Source organism: Streptomyces silvae (genome assembly GCF_016745505.1).
GTDB classification, from domain to species: Bacteria; Actinomycetota; Actinomycetes; order Streptomycetales; family Streptomycetaceae; genus Streptomyces; species Streptomyces silvae.
In genome coordinates this window covers 133,049-152,804 of record NZ_JAERUC010000080.1, presented here as the reverse complement: position 1 = coordinate 152,804, position 19,756 = coordinate 133,049, and the positions used below count along the sequence as shown (strand labels likewise).

Annotated in this window: 19 protein-coding genes; 15 read left to right on the top strand and 4 right to left on the bottom strand. The window is 71.6% G+C overall.

Annotated elements, in window-relative coordinates; genetic code table 11:
* Window positions 1-115 precede the first annotated feature (115 nt).
* Window positions 116-841, bottom strand: coding sequence for a 3'-5' exonuclease (locus tag JKV81_RS11280; protein WP_129261388.1), 726 nt, complete (start codon window positions 839-841; stop codon window positions 116-118).
* 194 nt (window positions 842-1,035) lie between these two features.
* Between JKV81_RS11280 and JKV81_RS11275 the strand changes: the two genes are divergently transcribed.
* The 3 genes from JKV81_RS11275 (at window position 1,036) to thrS (ending at window position 4,951) form a co-directional block, all read left to right on the top strand.
* Window positions 1,036-1,635 (top strand): DUF4365 domain-containing protein, encoded by a 600-nt coding sequence (locus tag JKV81_RS11275; RefSeq protein ID WP_187281983.1) that lies wholly within the window; start codon window positions 1,036-1,038, stop codon window positions 1,633-1,635.
* On the top strand, window positions 1,635-2,876 hold the full coding sequence (locus tag JKV81_RS11270; protein WP_202075587.1) for a hypothetical protein: 1,242 nt from the start codon (window positions 1,635-1,637) through the stop codon (window positions 2,874-2,876). The genes JKV81_RS11275 and JKV81_RS11270 overlap by 1 nt, the downstream gene beginning before the upstream one ends.
* A 98-nt stretch (window positions 2,877-2,974) precedes the next feature.
* Window positions 2,975-4,951, top strand: a complete 1,977-nt coding sequence (thrS, locus tag JKV81_RS11265) for a threonine--tRNA ligase (protein ID WP_099176826.1) — start codon at window positions 2,975-2,977, stop codon at window positions 4,949-4,951.
* Window positions 4,952-4,990: 39 nt separating this feature from the next.
* Here thrS and JKV81_RS11260 read toward each other — a convergent pair whose 3' ends face one another.
* The gene (locus tag JKV81_RS11260) at window positions 4,991-5,668 is read right to left on the bottom strand and encodes a potassium channel family protein (protein ID WP_202075586.1); all 678 of its coding nucleotides are present in this window, start codon (window positions 5,666-5,668) and stop codon (window positions 4,991-4,993) included.
* Window positions 5,669-5,734: 66 nt separating this feature from the next.
* Here JKV81_RS11260 and JKV81_RS11255 point away from each other — a divergent pair, with 66 nt between their 5' ends.
* Window positions 5,735-6,307 (top strand): HIT family protein, encoded by a 573-nt coding sequence (locus JKV81_RS11255; protein WP_124279713.1) that lies wholly within the window; start codon window positions 5,735-5,737, stop codon window positions 6,305-6,307.
* Between the two features lie 22 nt (window positions 6,308-6,329).
* On the opposite strand, the gene JKV81_RS11250 is transcribed toward JKV81_RS11255, so the two are convergent.
* Both JKV81_RS11250 and JKV81_RS11245 read right to left on the bottom strand, forming a co-directional pair.
* Window positions 6,330-8,000, bottom strand: a complete 1,671-nt coding sequence (locus JKV81_RS11250; protein ID WP_129266874.1) for an AbeC-like domain-containing protein — start codon at window positions 7,998-8,000, stop codon at window positions 6,330-6,332.
* Between the two features lie 156 nt (window positions 8,001-8,156).
* Window positions 8,157-10,382 (bottom strand): elongation factor G-like protein EF-G2, encoded by a 2,226-nt coding sequence (locus JKV81_RS11245; protein ID WP_202075585.1) that lies wholly within the window; start codon window positions 10,380-10,382, stop codon window positions 8,157-8,159.
* A 277-nt stretch (window positions 10,383-10,659) separates the two neighbouring features.
* Between JKV81_RS11245 and pgsA the strand changes: the two genes are divergently transcribed.
* From pgsA to yajC, 11 genes are all read left to right on the top strand, one after another.
* The gene (gene pgsA / locus JKV81_RS11240) at window positions 10,660-11,328 is read left to right on the top strand and encodes a phosphatidylinositol phosphate synthase (RefSeq protein ID WP_099176831.1); all 669 of its coding nucleotides are present in this window, start codon (window positions 10,660-10,662) and stop codon (window positions 11,326-11,328) included.
* Window positions 11,325-12,248, top strand: coding sequence for a phosphatidylinositol mannoside acyltransferase (locus JKV81_RS11235; RefSeq protein ID WP_129261380.1), 924 nt, complete (start codon window positions 11,325-11,327; stop codon window positions 12,246-12,248). Before pgsA ends, JKV81_RS11235 begins: the two co-directional genes overlap by 4 nt.
* Window positions 12,245-13,405: a glycosyltransferase family 4 protein gene (locus JKV81_RS11230; protein ID WP_129261377.1), complete on the top strand. Its 1,161-nt coding sequence runs from the start codon at window positions 12,245-12,247 to the stop codon at window positions 13,403-13,405. The genes JKV81_RS11235 and JKV81_RS11230 overlap by 4 nt, the downstream gene beginning before the upstream one ends.
* A 130-nt stretch (window positions 13,406-13,535) precedes the next feature.
* Window positions 13,536-14,081 carry a hypothetical protein gene (locus JKV81_RS11225; RefSeq protein ID WP_099176834.1) on the top strand — a complete coding sequence of 182 codons (546 nt, stop codon included), beginning with the start codon at window positions 13,536-13,538 and terminating at the stop codon, window positions 14,079-14,081.
* Between the two features lie 137 nt (window positions 14,082-14,218).
* Window positions 14,219-15,139, top strand: a complete 921-nt coding sequence (gene pdxS, locus JKV81_RS11220) for a pyridoxal 5'-phosphate synthase lyase subunit PdxS (RefSeq protein ID WP_099176835.1) — start codon at window positions 14,219-14,221, stop codon at window positions 15,137-15,139.
* A gap of 6 nt (window positions 15,140-15,145) precedes the next feature.
* On the top strand, window positions 15,146-15,739 hold the full coding sequence (gene pdxT / locus JKV81_RS11215) for a pyridoxal 5'-phosphate synthase glutaminase subunit PdxT (RefSeq protein WP_099176836.1): 594 nt from the start codon (window positions 15,146-15,148) through the stop codon (window positions 15,737-15,739).
* 61 nt (window positions 15,740-15,800) lie between these two features.
* Window positions 15,801-16,553: a YebC/PmpR family DNA-binding transcriptional regulator gene (locus JKV81_RS11210; protein WP_099176837.1), complete on the top strand. Its 753-nt coding sequence runs from the start codon at window positions 15,801-15,803 to the stop codon at window positions 16,551-16,553.
* 120 nt (window positions 16,554-16,673) lie between these two features.
* Window positions 16,674-17,207, top strand: coding sequence for a crossover junction endodeoxyribonuclease RuvC (ruvC, locus tag JKV81_RS11205; RefSeq protein WP_033304357.1), 534 nt, complete (start codon window positions 16,674-16,676; stop codon window positions 17,205-17,207).
* A complete protein-coding gene (gene ruvA, locus JKV81_RS11200; RefSeq protein WP_124279720.1) occupies window positions 17,204-17,830 on the top strand; it encodes a Holliday junction branch migration protein RuvA in 627 nt (208 codons plus the stop codon). The genes ruvC and ruvA overlap by 4 nt, the downstream gene beginning before the upstream one ends.
* An 82-nt stretch (window positions 17,831-17,912) precedes the next feature.
* Window positions 17,913-18,998: a Holliday junction branch migration DNA helicase RuvB gene (gene ruvB, locus JKV81_RS11195; protein WP_124279721.1), complete on the top strand. Its 1,086-nt coding sequence runs from the start codon at window positions 17,913-17,915 to the stop codon at window positions 18,996-18,998.
* A gap of 168 nt (window positions 18,999-19,166) precedes the next feature.
* Window positions 19,167-19,652 carry a preprotein translocase subunit YajC gene (yajC, locus tag JKV81_RS11190; RefSeq protein WP_124279722.1) on the top strand — a complete coding sequence of 162 codons (486 nt, stop codon included), beginning with the start codon at window positions 19,167-19,169 and terminating at the stop codon, window positions 19,650-19,652.
* Window positions 19,653-19,756: the final 104 nt, after the last annotated feature.

Genomic DNA, 19,756 nt, shown 5'->3' with positions numbered 1-19,756 from the left:
GAGAGCGCTTCGTTCACACCGAAGAGGTCACTGGTTCGAAACCAGTATCGCCCACCCGGGAAGAGCCGGTCCGTCGGAGTCATCGACGGACCGGCTTTCGCGTACCCGGTGCCGGTCAGGCCGCCGCGGGCAGCTCCGGACGCAACGGCCACGCCGGATCCACCGGCTCCGGCGCCCCGTTCTTCTCGAACCACGCCTGCAGACCGCGCGCCTGGGCCGCGTGCCACACCGCCTGCAACGAGTGCACCTCCGCCGGTGACAGCCGCTCCAGCCGGGCGGAGAACCGCCGCCCCACCGCCCGGACCAGTTCGAGCGACGCCGCCGCGTCGGCCGCCGCGTCATGCGCGCCGTCCAGCGTGACCCCGTACAGCTCGCACAGGTCCGTCAGCGTGCGACGGCCCTTGCGGTAGCGGTCCAGATGTTTGTCCAGCACCCGCGGGTCCAGCACGCACAGCGGCTTGTTCCGCAGGTAGCCGGCCAGGGACGACGCCCGGTGGCGCCTCAGCTCCCGGTCCAGCAGGGTCAGATCGAACGGCGCGTTCATCACGACCAGCGGCCGTCCCGTCGCGCACTGCTCCGCCAGCGCCCGGGCTATCTCCTCGACGACCGGTGCGGGCCACCGGCCGTTGCGCTGCAGATGGTCGTCGGTCAGACCGTGGATCTCGGTGGCGCCGGGCGGCACCGGAATCCCCGGATTGACCAGCCAGCGGGTGACGCGGAGCCGTCCGCCCGCCGCGTCCTGGACGACCAGGGCGGCCGACACGATCCGGTCCTCCTCGACGTCCACGCCTGTTGTCTCGGTGTCAAAAGCCGCCAGCGGCCCCTCGAACCAATGCATCATCCCCGAACTCCTCGCGCCTGCACGGCAGATGACGGGATTCCTCTGCCCGGTTCGGTGATACCCGCACCCTATGCCTGATACGCCGTTTACGGGCCGGCTCCTGCGGTGACAACACAAGTGACGGGAAAGGAAGTTGACCAGCCCGTCAGTGGAGACCGGGCAACCGGTCGGCACAGCCCGGAAGGCACGGAGCCATGGCGCTCGCGCAGCCGAACCCAGGGAGTCCCGCCCGCACCGAGGACCACGGGGGAAAGCCGCCGCAGCAGCGGAGCACACCACCACTGCGCGGCACACTCGCCACCACCGCCTGCATGGAGACCCTCCAGGTGGGCTACCTCCACGCGGTCGCGGCCGCAGCGGGCTGCTCGCTCTCGCAGCCCTTCCCCGACAACGGCATCGACTGGCACGTCAGCCACGGCGCCCCCGGCCACACCGTCGACGACGAGGTGACCATCAAGGTGCAGCTCAAGTGCACCTACCAGATCCCCCCGCACCCGCCCGGCGCCACGTTCTCCTTCACCCTCGACAACGCCCACCTGGTGAAGCTCGCGCGCACCCCCGTGTCGGTGCACAAGATCCTCGTCGTGATGCTCGTGCCCCGCAGCCAGGACGACTGGCTGCGGGCCGGACACGACCGGCTGGACCTGCGGCACTGCTGCTACTGGACGAACCTGGCCGGCCACCCGGTGACGGGCAGGCACCGGACCACCGTACGGATCCCGACCTCGCGCATCTTCGACGACCGCGCACTCTGCGACATCATGGCCCGGGTCGGGGCGGGAGGGAGACCCTGATGCACCGGTCGACGGACGATCCCACCGGAGGAACGGTCCCGGCGGGCAGCCGCGCGCACCCCTACGCCGACGGCCCGGAACCCGGACGGGGGCCCGATCCCGCGCAGGTGGACCCCGCCGTTCTCGGGGCCCTGCTGCGGCGGCACGGCTGGCACCGGCGCGGCGGCGCGCACGGGCGCTACAGCCGCTGGGTCCCGCCCGGCCCCGTCACCGGCGGCACCAGCCTCCTCGTGCCGGACAGCACCGCCTTCCCCGACGGCGAGGAACTGCTCGCCGAGGCCCTCACCGCCCTCACCCGCAGCGCCGACCCCTCGGCCCGCGACATCCTGGTCGCCCTCACCGTGCCCAGCGACGAGATCCGCTGGTGGCGCGATGTCCCCGAGGGCGCCTCGGGGGCCGCCGACTGGGCCGGCGCCGACCAGCTGCGCACCGCGGCCCGGCAGATCCTCCTCGCCGGCTCCCTCGCCGTACGCGGCCGGGCCGGCTACCACGGCGCCCGGCACCGCAGGAAGGCCCGGAGCGCCCTGGACGGCACCCTCGTCGGGCCCGCCTCCGACGGCCGCGGCCTCACCGCGTTCGTCCCCGTCGCCGAGGGGCGCGCCGTCGCCGTACAGCTCTACGCCGCCCTGCACGCGACCCGGGAGGCCGTCGACTACCAGCGGGCCACCGGGGGGATGGAGGCGTTCGACGCCGCGGTCGCCGCCGGTGTCAGCAGGGAGCTGACCGAGGCGGTCGTCGCGCTCGTCCGGGGAGCGGAGGGCGCCGGGATCACGCTCGCCTGGGCCCCCGCCGCCGGAACCCCCGAAGGGTGCCCGGCGACCCCCGGACCCGTCGAGTTCTCCCCCGGCGACCTGCCCGCGCTCCGCCTGGCGGGCGCCCGCTACCTCCGGGACGAGCCCGCCGTACCCGTACGGATCACCGGAGCCGTCGTACGGCTGCGCCGCTCCGGGCCGCGCGGCCCCGGCGTCGTACGGCTCCGGGTCCTCGCCGGTGCCGAGGTCGCCCACGTACGGATCGAGCTCGACGAGGAGGCCTACCGGATCGCGGGCCACGCCCACCTGGTCGGACTCCCGCTGCGGGTCGAGGGCCGGCTGGAGAACCGGGGCGGCTTCCGGCGGCTCGGCGGCGCCTCCCAGGTCACGCCCGTGCAGGTCGACGAGGCGGAACGGGACCGGCTGATGAAGGCGCTGCACGAGAACGTCGACTTCTTCGAGGAGGCCTGCGCGGGGGACGAGGAGTAGCGCGCGGCATCCCTTTCGCGTCGAGGGCCCCCGGCTCGGTACGATTCCCCATGCGCGCGCAGAGGAAAGCGACGCACCCCCTCAGTCAGGAGAGACCGGTGTCAGACGTCCGTGTGATCATCCAACGCGATTCCGAGCGGGAAGAGCACGTGGTGACGACGGGCACGACGGCCGCCGAGCTCTTCCCCGGGCAGCGCACCGTCGTCGCGGCCCGGGTCGACGGCGAGCTGCGGGACCTCGCGTACGCCCTCCGGGACGGCGAGGTCGTCGAGCCCGTCGAGATCTCCTCCGAGGACGGCCTGAACATCCTGCGGCACTCCACCGCGCACGTGATGGCGCAGGCCGTGCAGGAGCTGCACCCCGAGGCAAAGCTGGGCATCGGCCCGCCGGTCAAGGACGGCTTCTACTACGACTTCGACGTCGAGAAGCCGTTCACGCCCGAGGACCTCAAGGCCATCGAGAAGAAGATGCAGGAGATCCAGAAGCGGGGCCAGCGGTTCTCGCGTCGTGTGGTCTCCGACGAGGAAGCCCGCGAGGAGCTCGCGGACGAGCCGTACAAGCTGGAGCTCATCGGCATCAAGGGCTCCGCGTCCTCCGACGACGGCGCGGACGTCGAGGTGGGCGGCGGCGAGCTGACCATCTACGACAACCTCGATGCGAAGACCGGCGAGCTGTGCTGGAAGGACCTCTGCCGGGGCCCGCACCTGCCCACCACCCGGTTCATCCCCGCGTTCAAGCTCATGCGGAACGCGGCGGCGTACTGGCGGGGCAGCGAGAAGAACCCGATGCTCCAGCGCATCTACGGGACCGCCTGGCCCACCAAGGACGAGCTCAAGGCGCACCTGACGTTTCTGGAGGAGGCCGCCAAGCGCGACCACCGCAAGCTCGGCAACGAGCTGGACCTCTTCTCCTTCCCCGACGAGATCGGCCCCGGCCTCGCGGTCTTCCACCCCAAGGGCGGCGTCATCCGCCGGGCCATGGAGGACTACTCGCGGCGCCGCCACGAGGAGGAGGGCTACGAGTTCGTCTACTCGCCGCACGCAACCAAGGGAAAGCTCTTCGAGAAGTCCGGCCACCTGGACTGGTACGCCGACGGCATGTACCCGCCCATGCAGCTCGACGACGGGGTGGACTACTACCTCAAGCCGATGAACTGCCCGATGCACAACCTGATCTTCGACGCGCGAGGCCGCTCCTACCGCGAACTGCCGCTGCGCCTCTTCGAGTTCGGCACGGTGTACCGGTACGAGAAGTCGGGTGTCGTCCACGGCCTGACCCGCTCGCGCGGCTTCACGCAGGACGACGCGCACATCTACTGCACCCGTGAGCAGATGGCCGAGGAGCTGGACCGGACGCTCACCTTCGTCCTGAACCTCCTCCGCGACTACGGTCTGACCGACTTCTACCTGGAGCTCTCCACCAAGGACCCGGAGAAGTTCGTCGGCTCGGACGAGGCCTGGGAAGAGGCCACCGAGACGCTGCGCCAGGTCGCCGAGAAGCAGGGCCTGCCGCTGGTCCCGGACCCGGGCGGCGCCGCCTTCTACGGCCCGAAGATCTCGGTGCAGTGCAAGGACGCCATCGGCCGCACCTGGCAGATGTCGACCGTGCAGCTCGACTTCAACCTGCCGGAGCGCTTCGACCTGGAGTACACCGGCCCGGACGGCACCAAGCAGCGCCCGGTCATGATCCACCGTGCCCTGTTCGGTTCCATCGAGCGCTTCTTCGCGGTGCTCCTGGAGCACTACGCGGGCGCGTTCCCGGTCTGGCTGGCCCCGGTCCAGGCGGTCGGCATCCCGATCGGCGACACCCACATCCCGTACCTCCAGGAGTTCGCCGCCGAGGCGCGCAAGAAGGGGCTGCGGGTCGAGGTGGACGCCTCCTCGGACCGGATGCAGAAGAAGATCCGCAACCACCAGAAGGCCAAGGTCCCGTTCATGATCATCGTCGGTGACGACGACATGAACGCGGGCACGGTGTCCTTCCGCTACCGCGACGGTTCACAGGAGAACGGCATCGCCCGCGACGAGGCGATCGCCAAGCTCGTCGACGTGGTGGAGCGCCGCGTTCAGGTGTGATGTGTTCCCCGCGCAAGCGGGGGGTGGGCCCCCGGGGAGCTACTCGCTCTCCGGGGGCCTCTTCTCGTCCTGCTGGGAGAAGACCTGCACCAGCCACGACGAGAACGACCCCGTCACCGCCCCCAGCAGCGCCAGTCCGCACGCCATCAGCCCCGCCGCGATCACCCGTCCCAGCAGCGTCACCGGAACCGCGTCGCCGTACCCCACGGTGGTGAGCGTCGCGCAGGCCCACCACACCGAGTCCCCGAACGTACGGATAGTGGAGTCCGGGTCGCCGCGCTCCTGCTGGTACACGGCCAGCGAGGCGGTGTAGCCCAGCAGGAGCGCGGACGTGCCCGCGTAGGCCATGACCCGGGCGTGCAGGCTGAGCCGGGGCTGCTCCCGGTGCAGTTGGAGCCGGGTGTAGAGCTGGACCACCCGCAGCGGGCGCAGCGGTGGCAGCAGGAGGGTGAGGGTGTCCAGCCAGTGGGTGCGGACGAAGCGCGGGCCCTGGCCGCTGAGGTGGAGCCGTACGCCGTAGTCCACGACGAAGAGCAGCCAGGAGGCGCCCACCAGGACGAGGGCGACGTCGCGCCAGGGTTCGGTGGAGCGCGGCATGAGGACGTGCACCGTGTAGCCGGCGAGATAGGCCAGGGACGCGACGAGGAGCGGCATCTCCGTGCGGCGTTCCCACTCCGCGAGCCGGGGCGGGACGGGGGCGGTGGGGCGGTCGCTCATGGCGCCAGCATCGCCGTGGGCCGGCCGGGTCGCCCCCGGCGACACGCGCGGCGGGGAGCACGCAATATGCTGACGGGCATGACGAGTGAGCCGGAACAGCAGATCGGAGTGGGGACGCCCGACGCGTTCCAGCGCCTGTGGACGCCCCACCGGATGGCCTACATCCAGGGTGAGAGCAAGCCGAGCGGCCCGGGAGCCGGGGACGGCTGTCCGTTCTGCGAGATTCCGTCGAAATCCGACGAGGACGGGCTCATCGTCGCCCGGGGCGAGCAGGTCTACGCCGTGCTCAACCTGTACCCGTACAACGGCGGTCACCTGATGGTGGTGCCGTACCGCCACGTGGCCGACTACACGGAGCTCGACGGTCCGGAGACCGCCGAGCTGGCCGACTTCACCAAGCGGGCCATGGTCGCGCTGCGGGCGGCCTCCGGGGCGCACGGCTTCAACATCGGGATGAACCAGGGTGCCGAGGCCGGTGCGGGCATCGCCGCGCACCTCCACCAGCACGTGGTGCCCCGCTGGGGCGGGGACACCAACTTCATGCCGGTCGTCGGGCACACGAAGGTGCTCCCGCAGCTGCTGGGGGACACCCGGACGATGCTGGCCGGTGTGTGGCCGGCCGAGCCGCTGTCCGTCTGAGCAGGGTCCTGCCCCGGGCGGGTCAGGCGTCGTAGACGTCGGCCTTCCTCGGGGCGGGGTCCTGGACCATGCCGCTGAGGATCATGGAGCGGTTGTCGAAGCGCTCGGTGTCGACGCCGTGCTCCGTCAGGACCCGCTTGGCGGCGGAGTGCACCACGCGCAGCACCGGGGTGGCGGCGCGCATGGCGTCGTCGGCCATGAAGCGGTGCCCCCACGGCTTGGCCGCCCAGGCGTGGCGCAGGCCGAAGGGCTCGGGCAGGACGATCTTGCCGCCCAGGTAGTCGAGCAGTGGGGGATACCAGGTCAGAGGGGCCCGGAGGGCGAGCCGCACGACCTCGCTCGCCTTGATGAGCGGAAGCGCGACCTTCCTGGTTTCCCAGAACCTGACCGCCTTCTTGACCGTCTTGGTCGGTGCTTCCGGCTTGCTGAGGAAGAGCCCGTGGACGGGACCCAGCGCGTGTCCGGTGACCTCGATCCGCAGGGTCTCGTGGAGCACGGTGACGGTGATCAGCATGGTGATCACCAGCTGGCCGTCCCAGAGGGTGAACTGGACGCCCAGGTAGTGTCGGTCGCCGCTGCCGAACTGCTGGTGGTTGCAGATGCGCTGTATCTCGTGGGGTTTGACCTGGAAGGTGGCGACGTCCTCCCCGGCGGGCCGGGAGACGGAGTCCGCGTTCTCCCCGATGGGGGAGACGATCCAGTGCTTGACGGACGGCGTGGGAAAACCACCGGTGTTCAGCGGGCCGCGCTCCAGCAGCTTCAGCTGGTCATGGATGGCACGCACGACGTCCCAGCTGCGGAACTGGTGGATCTCCTTGGCGGGGTCCGCGGGGGTGAGCTCCTCGGCGAGATGCCAGCCGCCCCACCGTGTGCCCATCCCCAGGATGCCCTTGGGACCGGCGTAGAAGACGGCGTTGGACTGCTGCTCCGCCGCGAGCTTCTCCAGACTCTGCCGCAGCGCCTCGCGCGCGGTCTCGTTGGGACTCTTGGGTGCGGCTTCGGGAATCTTCGCGATGACGCCGGCGCCGGACAGCAGCCCCTCCCAGCGGGCCCGCAGGTCGCGTACGGACGTCTCGGCGATCCGCTTGGCGATCAGCCAGCCGATCACCGGGGCGATCGCGGAAGCGCGCAGGTAGAGGGCCAGGGGCCCGGTCAGGGGCATGGCGACGAGGAAGAACGCGGCGGCGGCGCCGAGCGCGACGAGCAGGACGCCGCCCAGCGCCTGGAAGAACCTGTCCTTGGACTTGTTGAGGAAGTCGCGCAGCCGGAAGGCGAGGACCCAGAACAGCAGCCCGGGGAGGAAGAGGACGCCGAGGACGAGGGTGACCAGGGTGAGCTTCTTGTCACGGGCCTTGCGCAGACCGTTCGCGGAGAGGCAGTGCTCGACGACGGTCTGCGGGTCGGTGCCGAAGGACTGGATGAGCGCGCCGCGGCCACCGCCGAGCATGCGTTCCTGGACGGCGCGGGAGAACGCCTCGCCCAGATTCGGCTTGAAGTAGTCGGACTTGAACAGCTTGGACTCGCCCGGTTTCACCTCGGACTTGTGCCACTCGCTGTTGGCCTTGAGGATCTCCGTCACATCGCTGTCGCGGTACGCGGCGGAGGCGAGGGCGTTGGTCGCCACCGCCTGTCCCCCCGAACCCTGGAGCGGGATCTGCGCTCCGGGAGAGAAATCGAATCCGTCGTTGGCCACTGTCGCCCCCACTCGCCCGCACGGTCTGCTCCTGCGGCTGTTCCCAACTACCGTACGTCGCACACCTTCTGAGCTGGGCCCACAGCGTATCGTCCGGGCGCCCCGCCCGCCCGCCGTCGTGGCCGGGAGCGGGCGTAACGCGCCATATACGGTCGCCTAGCTCACCTTTGCGGTGTTTTCCGATGCTTCGCGGATGCGGTCGGCGAGTTGAGGAGGCATCGGTTCGTGCCGGGCGTACGCCCGGTCGAACCGTCCGGTGCCGTGCGTCAGGGAGCGGAGGTCGACGGTGTACCTGCCGATCTCGATCTCCGGCACCTCGGCCCGTACGAGCGTCCGCTCCCCGGAGGCTTGCTCGGTGCCGACGACCCGTCCGCGCCGGCCCGCCAGATCGCTCATGACCGCCCCGACGTAGTCGTCCGGCACCAGGACACCGACCTCCGCGACCGGTTCGAGGAGTTGGACGCGGGTGTCGGCCGCCGCTTCGCGCAGCGCCAGGGCGCCCGCGGTCTGGAAGGCGGCGTCGGAGGAGTCCACCGAGTGCGACTTCCCGTCCAGCAGGGTGACGCGTACGTCGACGAGCGGGTGCCCGGCCGCGACGCCCCGGGCCGCCTGGGCGCGTACGCCCTTCTCCACGGACGCGATGAACTGCCGCGGCACCGAACCGCCGACCACCTTGTCGACGAACTCGATCCCCGCGCCGGGCGGCAGCGGCTCGACCTCGATCTCGCAGATGGCGTACTGCCCGTGACCGCCGGACTGCTTGACGTTCCGGCCCCGCCCCAGGGCCCGGGAGGCGAACGTCTCGCGCAGCGGCACCCGATGGGGTTCCGCGTCGACCTGTACGCCGTACCTGCTGCGCAGGCGCTCCAGCGCGACCTCCGCGTGCGCCTCGCCCATGCACCACAGGACGACCTGGTGGGTGTCCTGGTTCTGCTCCAGGCGCATGGTGGGGTCCTCGGCGACCAGGCGCGCCAGGCCCTGGGAGAGCCGGTCCTCGTCGGCCTTGCCGTGGGCGCGGACCGCCAGCGGGAGCAGGGGGTCGGGCATCGTCCAGGGCTCCATCAGCAGCGGTTCGCCGTTGACCGCGAGGGTGTCCCCGGTCTCCGCGCCGCCGAGCTTGGAGACGCTCGCCAGGTCCCCGGCGACGCACCGCTCCAGGGGGCGCTGCTGGCTGCCGAAGGGCGAGGAGAGCGCGCCGACGCGTACGTCCGTCTCGTGGCACGGCGGGGCGCCGCCGCCTGGCTCGGTGAGGCCGTGGCCGCACACGTGCACCGTGTCGTCGGGGCGCAGGGTGCCGGAGAAGACGCGGACCAGGGAGACCCGTCCCACGTACGGGTCGGACGAGGTCCTCACCACCTCGGCGAGCAGGGGCGCCGCCGGATCGCAGACGGGGGCGGGGCGCGGGGCGCCGTCCGGGGTGGTGACGGCGGGCAGGGTGCGTTCCGCGGGGGAGGGGAAGCCCCGGGTGATCAGGTCCAGGAGTTCCACGGTGCCGATGCCCTGGCGGGCGCCTCCGGCGGCGGGCGCGGCGGTGAGGACGGGGTGGAAGGAGCCGCGTGCCACCGCGCGCTCCAGGTCGTCGGTCAGGGTCGTGAGGGTGACCTCGCCGCCCCCGAGGTAGTGGTCCATCAGGGTCTCGTCCTCGCTCTCGGCGATGATCCCCTCGATGAGCCGGTCCCGCGCCTCCTGGAGCGGCCCCTCCTGGTCGCCCGACGGCGGCACCTCCCGCCGTTCCCCCGAGGAGTAGTCGAAGACCCGCTGGGTGAGCAGCCCGGTGAGCCCGGTCAGCGGGGCGTGCCCGTCCGGCCCCTCGGGCCCCTGCACCGGCAGGTACAGCGGCAGGACGGCGTCGGGGTCGTCGTGCCCGAAGATCCGGCCGCAGATCCGGGTCATCCCGTCGAAGGACGTCCGCGCGGTGTCCAGGTGGGTCACCACGATCGCCCGGGGCATCCCGACGGCCGCGCACTCCTCCCAGACCGCGCGGGTCGCGCCCGCCACGGCATCCGCCTCCTGGGCGGCCGAGACGACGAAGAGGGCCGCGTCCGCCGCGCGCAGACCGGCCCTGAGCTCCCCGACGAAGTCCGCGTAGCCGGGGGTGTCCAGCAGATTGATCTTGCAGCCGTCCCATTCGACGGGGACCAGCGAGAGCTGTACGGAGCGCCGTCGGCGCTGTTCGATCTCGTCGTGGTCGGAGACGGTCGTGCCGTCCTCGACCCGGCCGGCCCGGTTCAGCGCCCCGGCCGTCAGCGCGAGCGCCTCGACCAGGGTGGTCTTGCCCGAGCCGCTGTGGCCGACCAGCACCACGTTCCGCAGGGAAGCGGGCCCGTCGGCCGTCGCCGCCCTGCCGGCGGCCCCGGTGTGTGCATGTGTCCTGTCGCCCATGATGCGTGCCTCCCGATCGGTTGGCGCAGTGCCGCAAGCGCTGGGGGAGTGGATGCACGGGCAGGGCGGAGCCGTCACGGCGGCTTCGGCGACGCCCGCGGTCATTCGAGCTTTTCACCCGTACCGGGACCCGTCCATACGTCGCACACGGCGAAGCGTGACTTCCGGGACATCCGACGGGACGGGGTGCCCCGCCGTTGCGCGGCACGGCTGGTGACTACGATGGGCCAGCCGGTGGCCGAAGGGGCCGCGGCGCCCACCGAACCTCGGGAAGGCCATGCTGAACAAGTACGCGCGTGCATTTTTTACGCGTGTCCTCACACCGTTCGCCGCTCTGCTGCTCCGCCTCGGGGTCAGCCCCGACGCGGTCACACTCGTCGGTACGGCCGGAGTGATGGCAGGTGCGCTGGTCTTCTTCCCGATGGGGGAGTTCTTCTGGGGCACGATCGTGATCACGGTCTTCGTCTTCTCGGACCTCGTCGACGGCAACATGGCCCGGCAGGCCGGGATCTCCAGCCGGTGGGGCGCGTTCCTGGACTCGACGCTCGACCGGGTCGCGGACGGGGCGATCTTCGCCGGGTTCGCGCTCTGGTACGCGGGCAGCGGTGACGACAACGTGCTGTGCGCGGTCGCGATCTTCTGCCTGGCCAGCGGCCAGGTGGTCTCGTACACGAAGGCACGGGGCGAGTCGATCGGCCTGCCGGTCGCGGTGAACGGACTGGTGGAGCGCGCCGAACGGCTCGTGATCTCCCTGGTCGCGGCGGGCCTCGCCGGCCTGCACGGCTTCGGGGTCCCCGGGATCCAGATCCTCCTGCCGATCGCGCTGTGGATCGTCGCAGCGGGCAGCCTCGTGACGCTGGTCCAGCGGGTGGTGACCGTACGCAGGGAGTCGGCCGAGGCCGACGCCGCCGCGGCCGCCGCCCAGGGCGGCGAGGCCGCGCAGTGAGCGGCACCGGATCCGATCTGAAGGGGCGGCTGACCGACGGGCTGTACGGCCTGGGCTGGGGCGCGGTCAAGAAGCTTCCCGAGCCCGCCGCCGCCGCCCTCTTCCGCACCCTGGCCGACCAGGTGTGGAAGCGGCGCGGCAAGTCCGTGCTGCGGCTGGAGTCGAACCTCGCCCGGGTGGTGCCCGACGCGGACGCCGCCCGGCTCGCGGAGCTGTCGAAGGCCGGCATGCGCTCGTACATGCGCTACTGGATGGAGTCCTTCCGGCTGCCGACCTGGAGTCCCGGGCGGATCAAGGCATCCATCGACGTCCGGGACGCCCACCGGCTCACCGAGGGGCTCGACGCGGGCCAGGGCGTCGTCCTGGCGCTGCCGCACCTGGGGAACTGGGACCTGGCGGGCGCGTGGGTCACCACGGACCTGAAGGTGCCGTTCACCACGGTCGCGGAGCGGCTCAAGCCCGAGACCCTCTACGACCGGTTCGTGGCCTACCGCCAGGGCCTGGGCATGGAGGTCCTGCCGCACAACGGCGGGGCGGCCTTCGGGACCCTGGCCCGGCGGCTGCGCGCCGGCGGGCTGGTCTGTCTCGTCGCCGACCGCGACCTGTCGGCCTCGGGCGTCGAGGTGGACTTCTTCGGCGACACCGCGCGCATGCCGGCGGGCCCCGCCCTGCTGGCCCAGCAGACCGGCGCCCTGCTGCTGCCCGTCACCCTCTGGTACGACGGCACGCCCGTGATGGGTGCGCAGGTCCATCCGCCTGTCGCCGTACCGGAGTCAGGTACCCGCGCCGAGAAGACGTCCTCCATGACACAGGCGCTGGCCGACGCCTTCGCCGCCGGGATCGCCGAGCATCCGGAGGACTGGCACATGCTGCAGCGGCTCTGGATCTCCGATCTGGAACCCCAGGGGGAAGCTCCGTGAAGATCGGCATCGTCTGCCCGTACTCCTGGGACGTTCCGGGCGGGGTGCAGTTCCACATCCGCGACCTGGCGGAGCACCTGATCCGCCTCGGCCACGACGTCTCGGTGCTCGCGCCCGCCGACGACGAGACGCCCCTCCCGCCGTACGTCGTCTCCGCCGGCCGGGCCGTGCCCGTGCCGTACAACGGCTCGGTCGCCCGGCTGAACTTCGGGTTCCTCTCCGCGGCGCGCGTCCGGCGCTGGCTCAACGACGGCACGTTCGACGTCATCCACATCCACGAGCCGACCTCGCCCTCGCTGGGCCTGCTCACCTGCTGGGCGGCGCAGGGGCCGATCGTGGCGACGTTCCACACGTCCAACCCCCGCTCCAGGGCCATGATCGCGGCGTACCCGATCCTCCAGCCGGCGCTGGAGAAGATCAGCGCGCGGATCGCGGTCAGCGAGTACGCCCGGCGGACCCTCGTGGAGCACCTCGGCGGGGACGCCGTGGTCATCCCGAACGGCGTCGACGTGGACTTCTTCGCCCGCGCCGAGCCGAAGGCCGAGTGGCAGGGCGGCACGCTCGGCTTCATGGGGCGCATCGACGAGCCCCGCAAGGGGCTGCCCGTCCTGATGAAGGCGCTCCCCACGATCCTCGCCGCCCGCCCGGAGACACGGCTGCTGGTCGCGGGGCGCGGGGACGAGGAGGAGGCGGTCGCCTCGCTGCCCGAGGAGATGCGCTCCCGCGTCGAGTTCCTCGGCATGGTGAGCGACGAGGACAAGGCGAGGCTGCTGCGGAGCGTCGACGTGTACGTCGCGCCGAACACCGGCGGCGAGAGCTTCGGCATCATCCTGGTCGAGGCCCTGTCGGCCGGGGCGCCCGTCCTCGCCAGCGACCTGGACGCGTTCGCGCAGGTGCTCGACCAGGGGGCCGCGGGCGACCTGTTCGCCAACGAGGACGCCGACGCGCTGGCCGCGGCCGCGATCCGGCTCCTCGGCGACCCGGAGCGTCGTGCGGGGCTGCGGGAACGCGGCAGCGCGCATGTGCGCCGCTTCGACTGGACGACGGTCGGTGCGGACATCCTGGCGGTGTACGAGACGGTGACCGACGGGGCGGCGGCCGTGGACACCGACGAACGCACGGGGCTCCGCGCGCGCTTCGGCCTCGCCAGGGACTGAGCGCGGGCCCCTGCCCCCCGGCTCGGGGCCGCCCGCCGTCCCGGGGCTGCCCGCTGTCCCCGGGCCGCCCACCGCCTCGGAACGTACCGGCGGGGCCGGGTGACGCCGGCCGACGGTAGCCTTGCCGCCCGTGATCGAAATCATCGTCTGGACCGTCGTCGCGCTCTTCGCGATCGGCCTGTACCTCAGCTGGACCGCCGGCCGGCTCGACCGGCTCCACGCGCGCATCGACGCGGCCCGGGCGGCGCTCGACGCCCAGCTGCTGCGCCGCGCCTCGGTCACCCAGGAACTGGCCACCGCCGGAGTCCTGGACCCCGCCGCCTCGATCGTGCTCTACGAGGCGGCGCACGCCGCGCGGCAGGCCGAGGAGGAGCAGCGCGAGGTCGCCGAGAGCGAGCTGAGCACCGCCCTGCGGGCCGTGTTCGGCGAGGCGGCGCAGGTCGAGGCCGTGAAGGAGTTCCCGGGCGGCGAGGACGCGGCGAAGGAGCTGGCCGCCGCCGTACGACGCGTACCGATGGCCCGCCGCTTCCACAACGACTCGGTGCGCGCCGCCCGCGCCCTGCGCAGGCACCGGACGGTGCGGCTGTTCAGGCTCGCGGGGCACGCGCCGTTCCCGCTCGCGTTCGAGATGGACGACGAGCCGCCGGTGGCGCTGGCGGACCGGCCCGGCAGCTGAGACCGGCACGGGGGCGGACCGGGCGTACGTACAGAACGATCCACGCGGTGTTCATTGGCCCTTGCTGTGGACTGCTCCCGGAGCGTTTGCTCGGGTCTGCACCATCCAGCGTCTTTCCACATCAGTGAGGTCGATCCGTGTCCACGCTTCCCAGCACCCCGCAGTCCGCCGAGAACCCGGCCACCGGCACCGCCCGAGTCAAGCGCGGCATGGCCGAGCAGCTCAAGGGCGGCGTGATCATGGACGTCGTCAACGCCGAGCAGGCGAAGATCGCCGAGGACGCGGGCGCCGTGGCCGTCATGGCCCTGGAGCGGGTGCCGGCCGACATCCGCAAGGACGGCGGCGTGGCCCGGATGTCGGACCCCAACATGATCGAGGAGATCATCGAGGCCGTCTCCATCCCGGTCATGGCCAAGTCCCGCATCGGCCACTTCGTCGAGGCCCAGGTGCTCCAGTCCCTCGGCGTCGACTACATCGACGAGTCCGAGGTCCTCACCCCGGCGGACGAGGTCAACCACAGCGACAAGTTCGCCTTCACCACCCCCTTCGTCTGCGGCGCCACCAACCTGGGTGAGGCCCTGCGCCGTATCGCCGAGGGCGCCGCGATGATCCGCTCGAAGGGCGAGGCCGGCACGGGCAACGTCGTCGAGGCCGTCCGCCACCTGCGCCAGATCAAGAACGAGATCGCCCGGCTGCGCGGCTACGACAACAACGAGCTGTACGCCGCCGCCAAGGAGCTCCGCGCCCCGTACGAGCTGGTCAAGGAGGTCTCCGAGCTCGGCCGGCTGCCCGTCGTCCTGTTCTCGGCCGGCGGTGTGGCCACCCCCGCCGACGCCGCCCTGATGCGGCAGCTCGGCGCCGAGGGCGTCTTCGTCGGCTCCGGCATCTTCAAGTCCGGTGACCCCGCCAAGCGCGCCGCCGCCATCGTGAAGGCCACCACCTTCTACGACGACCCGAAGATCATCGCGGACGCCTCCCGCAACCTCGGCGAGGCCATGGTCGGCATCAACTGCGACACGCTCCCCGAGGGCGAGCGCTACGCCAACCGCGGCTGGTAAGCACCGATGACCGACACCCCTGTCATCGGAGTCCTGGCTCTCCAGGGCGACGTACGGGAACACCTGATCGCCCTGGCCTCGGCGGACGCCGTGGCCAGGCCGGTCCGGCGGCCCGAGGAGCTCGCCGGGGTCGACGGGCTCGTCATCCCCGGCGGTGAGTCCACCACCATGTCCAAGCTGGCCGTCCTCTTCGGCATGCTGGAACCGCTGCGCGAGCGGGTGGCCGCCGGGATGCCGGTCTACGGCACCTGCGCCGGCATGATCCTGCTGGCCGACAAGATCCTCGACCCCCGCTCCGGCCAGGAGACGGTCGGCGGCATCGACATGATCGTGCGCCGTAACGCTTTCGGGCGGCAGAACGAGTCCTTCGAGGCCGCCGTGGAGGTCGACGGCGTGCCCGGCGGCCCCGTCGAGGGCGTCTTCATCCGGGCCCCCTGGGTGGAGTCGGTCGGCGCCCGCGCGGAGGTCCTCGCGGTGCACGGCGGGCATATCGTGGCCGTACGCCAGGGAAACGCCCTGGCCACGTCGTTCCACCCGGAGCTGACCGGGGACCACCGCGTGCACGCGCTCTTCACCGACATGGTGCGCACCGTGGGCTGATTCGATCCCGGTAGGATCTCTCGGGTTCGGATCGATTTTGGTGACGCGAAGGAGAAGGCAGATGTCCGGCCACTCTAAATGGGCTACGACGAAGCACAAGAAGGCCGTGATCGACGCCAAGCGCGGCAAGCTCTTCGCGAAGATGATCAAGAACATCGAGGTCGCGGCCCGCACGGGCGGTGCCGACGTGTCCGGCAACCCGACCCTCTTCGACGCCATCCAGAAGGCCAAGAAGAGCTCGGTCCCGAACAAGAACATCGACTCGGCGGTCAAGCGCGGCGCCGGCCTGGAGGCCGGTGGCGCCGACTACGAGACGATCATGTACGAGGGTTACGGTCCGAACGGTGTCGCGGTGCTCATCGAGTGCCTCACCGACAACCGCAACCGTGCCGCGTCGGACGTCCGTGTCGCCATGACCCGCAACGGCGGTTCGATGGCCGACCCGGGCTCGGTCTCGTACCTGTTCAACCGCAAGGGCGTCGTGATCGTCCCCAAGGGCGAGCTCGGTGAGGACGACGTGCTCGGTGCGGTGCTCGACGCCGGCGCCGAGGAGGTCAACGACCTCGGTGACACCTTCGAGGTGCTCAGCGAGGCCACCGACATGGTCGCCGTGCGCACCGCGCTGCAGGAAGCCGGCATCGACTACGACTCGGCCGAGGCCAACTTCGTCCCGACCATGCAGGTCGAGCTCGACGAGGAGGGCGCGCGCAAGATCTTCAAGCTGATCGACGCGCTGGAGGACAGCGACGACGTGCAGAACGTCTTCGCCAACTTCGACGTCTCCGACGAGGTCATGGAGAAGGTCGACGCCTGAGGCGGTGCGGCACAGCACACCGACGGGCCGACGGGACACACCCCGTCGGCCCGTCGCATTGTCAGCGGGAGCCGATAGCCTGCGGGAACAGATGACCGAGCGGCGGAGGGGGCCCGTTACATGCGGGTGTTGGGCGTGGACCCGGGGCTGACCCGGTGCGGCGTGGGAGTCGTCGAGGGAGTGGCCGGCCGGCCCCTCACCATGGTCGGCGTCGGCGTCGTGCGGACCCCGCCCGACGCGGAGCTCGGCCACCGGCTCGTCGCCATCGAGCAGGGCATCGAGCGCTGGCTCGACGAGCACCGGCCCGAATTCGTGGCTGTGGAGCGGGTGTTCAGCCAGCACAACGTGCGTACGGTGATGGGCACCGCCCAGGCCAGCGCCGTGGCCATGCTCTGCGCCTCGCGCCGCGGCATCCCGGTCGCCCTGCACACCCCCAGCGAGGTCAAGGCCGCCGTCACCGGATCCGGACGTGCCGACAAGGCCCAGGTCGGGGCCATGGTGACCCGGCTGCTGCGGCTCGACGCACCACCGAAGCCCGCCGACGCCGCCGACGCCCTGGCCCTCGCCATCTGCCACATCTGGCGCGCGCCCGCGCAGAACCGACTGCAGCAGGCCGTCGCCGCCCACCGCACGCTGAAAGGCCGTACCGCATGATCGCCTTCGTCTCCGGCCCGGTGGCCGCCCTCGCCCCGACCACGGCCGTGATCGAGGTCGGCGGCATCGGCATGGCCGTCCAGTGCACCCCCGACACCCTCGCCGGCCTGCGGATCGGCAAGGAGGCCAGACTCGCGACCTCCCTGGTCGTCCGCGAGGACTCCCTCACCCTCTACGGCTTCGCCGACGACGACGAGCGGCAGGTCTTCGAGCTGCTCCAGACCGCCAGCGGGGTGGGCCCCCGGCTCGCCCAGGCCATGCTCGCCACCCACAGCCCGGACGCCCTGCGCATCGCGGTCGCCACCGGTGACGAGAAGGCGCTCACCGCCGTGTCCGGCATCGGCAAGAAGGGCGCCCAGAAGCTCCTCCTCGAACTGAAGGACCGGCTCGGCGAACCGGTCGGCGCGCACATCGGCCAGCAGGGCATCGGCACCGCCGTCAGCAGTTCCTGGCGCGACCAGCTGCAGGCCGCCCTGATCGGCCTCGGCTACGCCACCCGCGAGGCCGACGAGGCCGTGACCGCCGTGGCACCGCAGGCCGAGGCCGCGCTCGCCGAGGGCGGGCAGGCGCCCGTGCCGCAGCTGCTGCGGGCCGCCCTGCAGACACTCAACCGCGCACGCTGACCCCAGGGGCGCCGCGCGCCCCGTACGCCGGCCGGGACACCGCACGGACCGGCACCGAAACACCCTAGGCGGGACTGACGAGATGAACTGGGACGAGACCGGCACCGACACCGGCGACCTCACGGACGAGCAGCTGGACGACCGCCTGGTGGACGCCGGAGCCGACGGCGAGGACACCGCGGTCGAGGCCGCCCTGCGCCCGAAGGACCTCCATGAGTTCGTCGGCCAGGAGAAGGTGCGCGAACAGCTCGACCTGGTCCTCAAGGCCGCCCGCGCCCGGGGCGCCACCGCCGACCACGTCCTGCTCTCCGGCGCCCCCGGCCTGGGCAAGACGACCCTGTCCATGATCATCGCGGCCGAGATGGGCGCACCGATCAGGATCACCTCCGGCCCCGCCATCCAGCACGCCGGCGACCTCGCCGCGATCCTGTCCTCGCTCCAGGAGGGCGAGGTCCTCTTCCTCGACGAGATCCACCGCATGTCGCGGCCGGCCGAGGAGATGCTCTACATGGCGATGGAGGACTTCCGGGTCGACGTCATCGTGGGCAAGGGCCCGGGCGCCACCGCCATCCCGCTGGAACTGCCCCCGTTCACCCTCGTCGGCGCCACCACCAGGGCGGGACTGCTGCCGCCCCCGCTCCGCGACCGCTTCGGCTTCACCGGCCACATGGAGTTCTACGCCCCCACCGAGCTGGAGCGGGTCATCCACCGCTCCGCCGGTCTGCTCGACGTCGCCATAGACACGGCGGGCGCCGCCGAGATCGCCGGGCGCTCCCGCGGCACGCCCCGCATCGCCAACCGGCTGCTGCGCCGTGTCCGGGACTACGCCCAGGTCAAGGCCGAGGGCCGGATCGACAGGGACATCGCCGCCGCGGCCCTGCGTGTGTACGAAGTCGACGCCCGGGGGCTCGACCGGCTGGACCGTGCGGTGCTCGGCGCCCTGCTGAAGCTCTTCGGCGGAGGCCCCGTGGGGATCTCCACCCTCGCCGTCGCGGTGGGGGAGGAGCGCGAGACGGTCGAGGAGGTCGCCGAGCCCTTCCTCGTACGGGAGGGGCTGCTCGCGAGGACCCCGCGGGGCAGGGTCGCCACCCCCGCGGCGTGGGCGCACCTCGGGCTCGTGCCTCCGCAGCACGGCGTAAAGGGACAACAGGGCCTGTTCGGGGCGTGACACCGGACGGGTTGGCCAGGAGGGGAACCACGGTGCCATGCTGGACGTTGTTCCAATGATGCGGACTCGCTTAGACTCCGCCGATGCCGCCCGTACAGGTCGGTGTACCCACCCCCGTAGACCAGGCCGCGTGATTCCAGCGTGGTCGTGCGAAGGAAGTTCCGTCCCGTGAGTCTCGTGACCCTCCTCCCCTTCATCGTGCTCATCGGGGCCATGTTCCTGATGACCCGGTCCGCCAAGAAGAAGCAGCAGGCGGCTGCGCAGATGCGCAACGACATGCAGCCCGGTACCGGCGTCCGGACGATCGGGGGCATGTACGCCACCGTCAAGGAGATCCAGGACGACACGGTTCTTCTCGAGGTCGCGCCCGGCGTCCACGCGATCTACGCGAAGAACGCCATCGGCGCCGTCCTGGACGACGCGGAGTACAACCGCATCGTCCACGGCGACGACGAGCTGGACGCCGAGGGCACCGTCGTGCCCGACGACGCCTCCTCGCTCACCGCCGGTGAGCCCACGGAGGCCGACGCGGCCGACGACGACGCGAAGATCGACCTGGGCAAGAAGGCCGAGGCCACCGCGCCTGAGGAGGCCGAGGTCAAGGGCTCCGAGGTCAAGGACGCCAAGGCCGACGGCGAGGGCGACGCGAAGTAGTTCCACGACCCAGAGACGCCGGACACCCACGGGTGTCCGGCGTCTCACGGGCCGTGCGGTCTTCTGCGGGGGCGGGTCCCCACAACACTTCGTGGCCGCTCGGG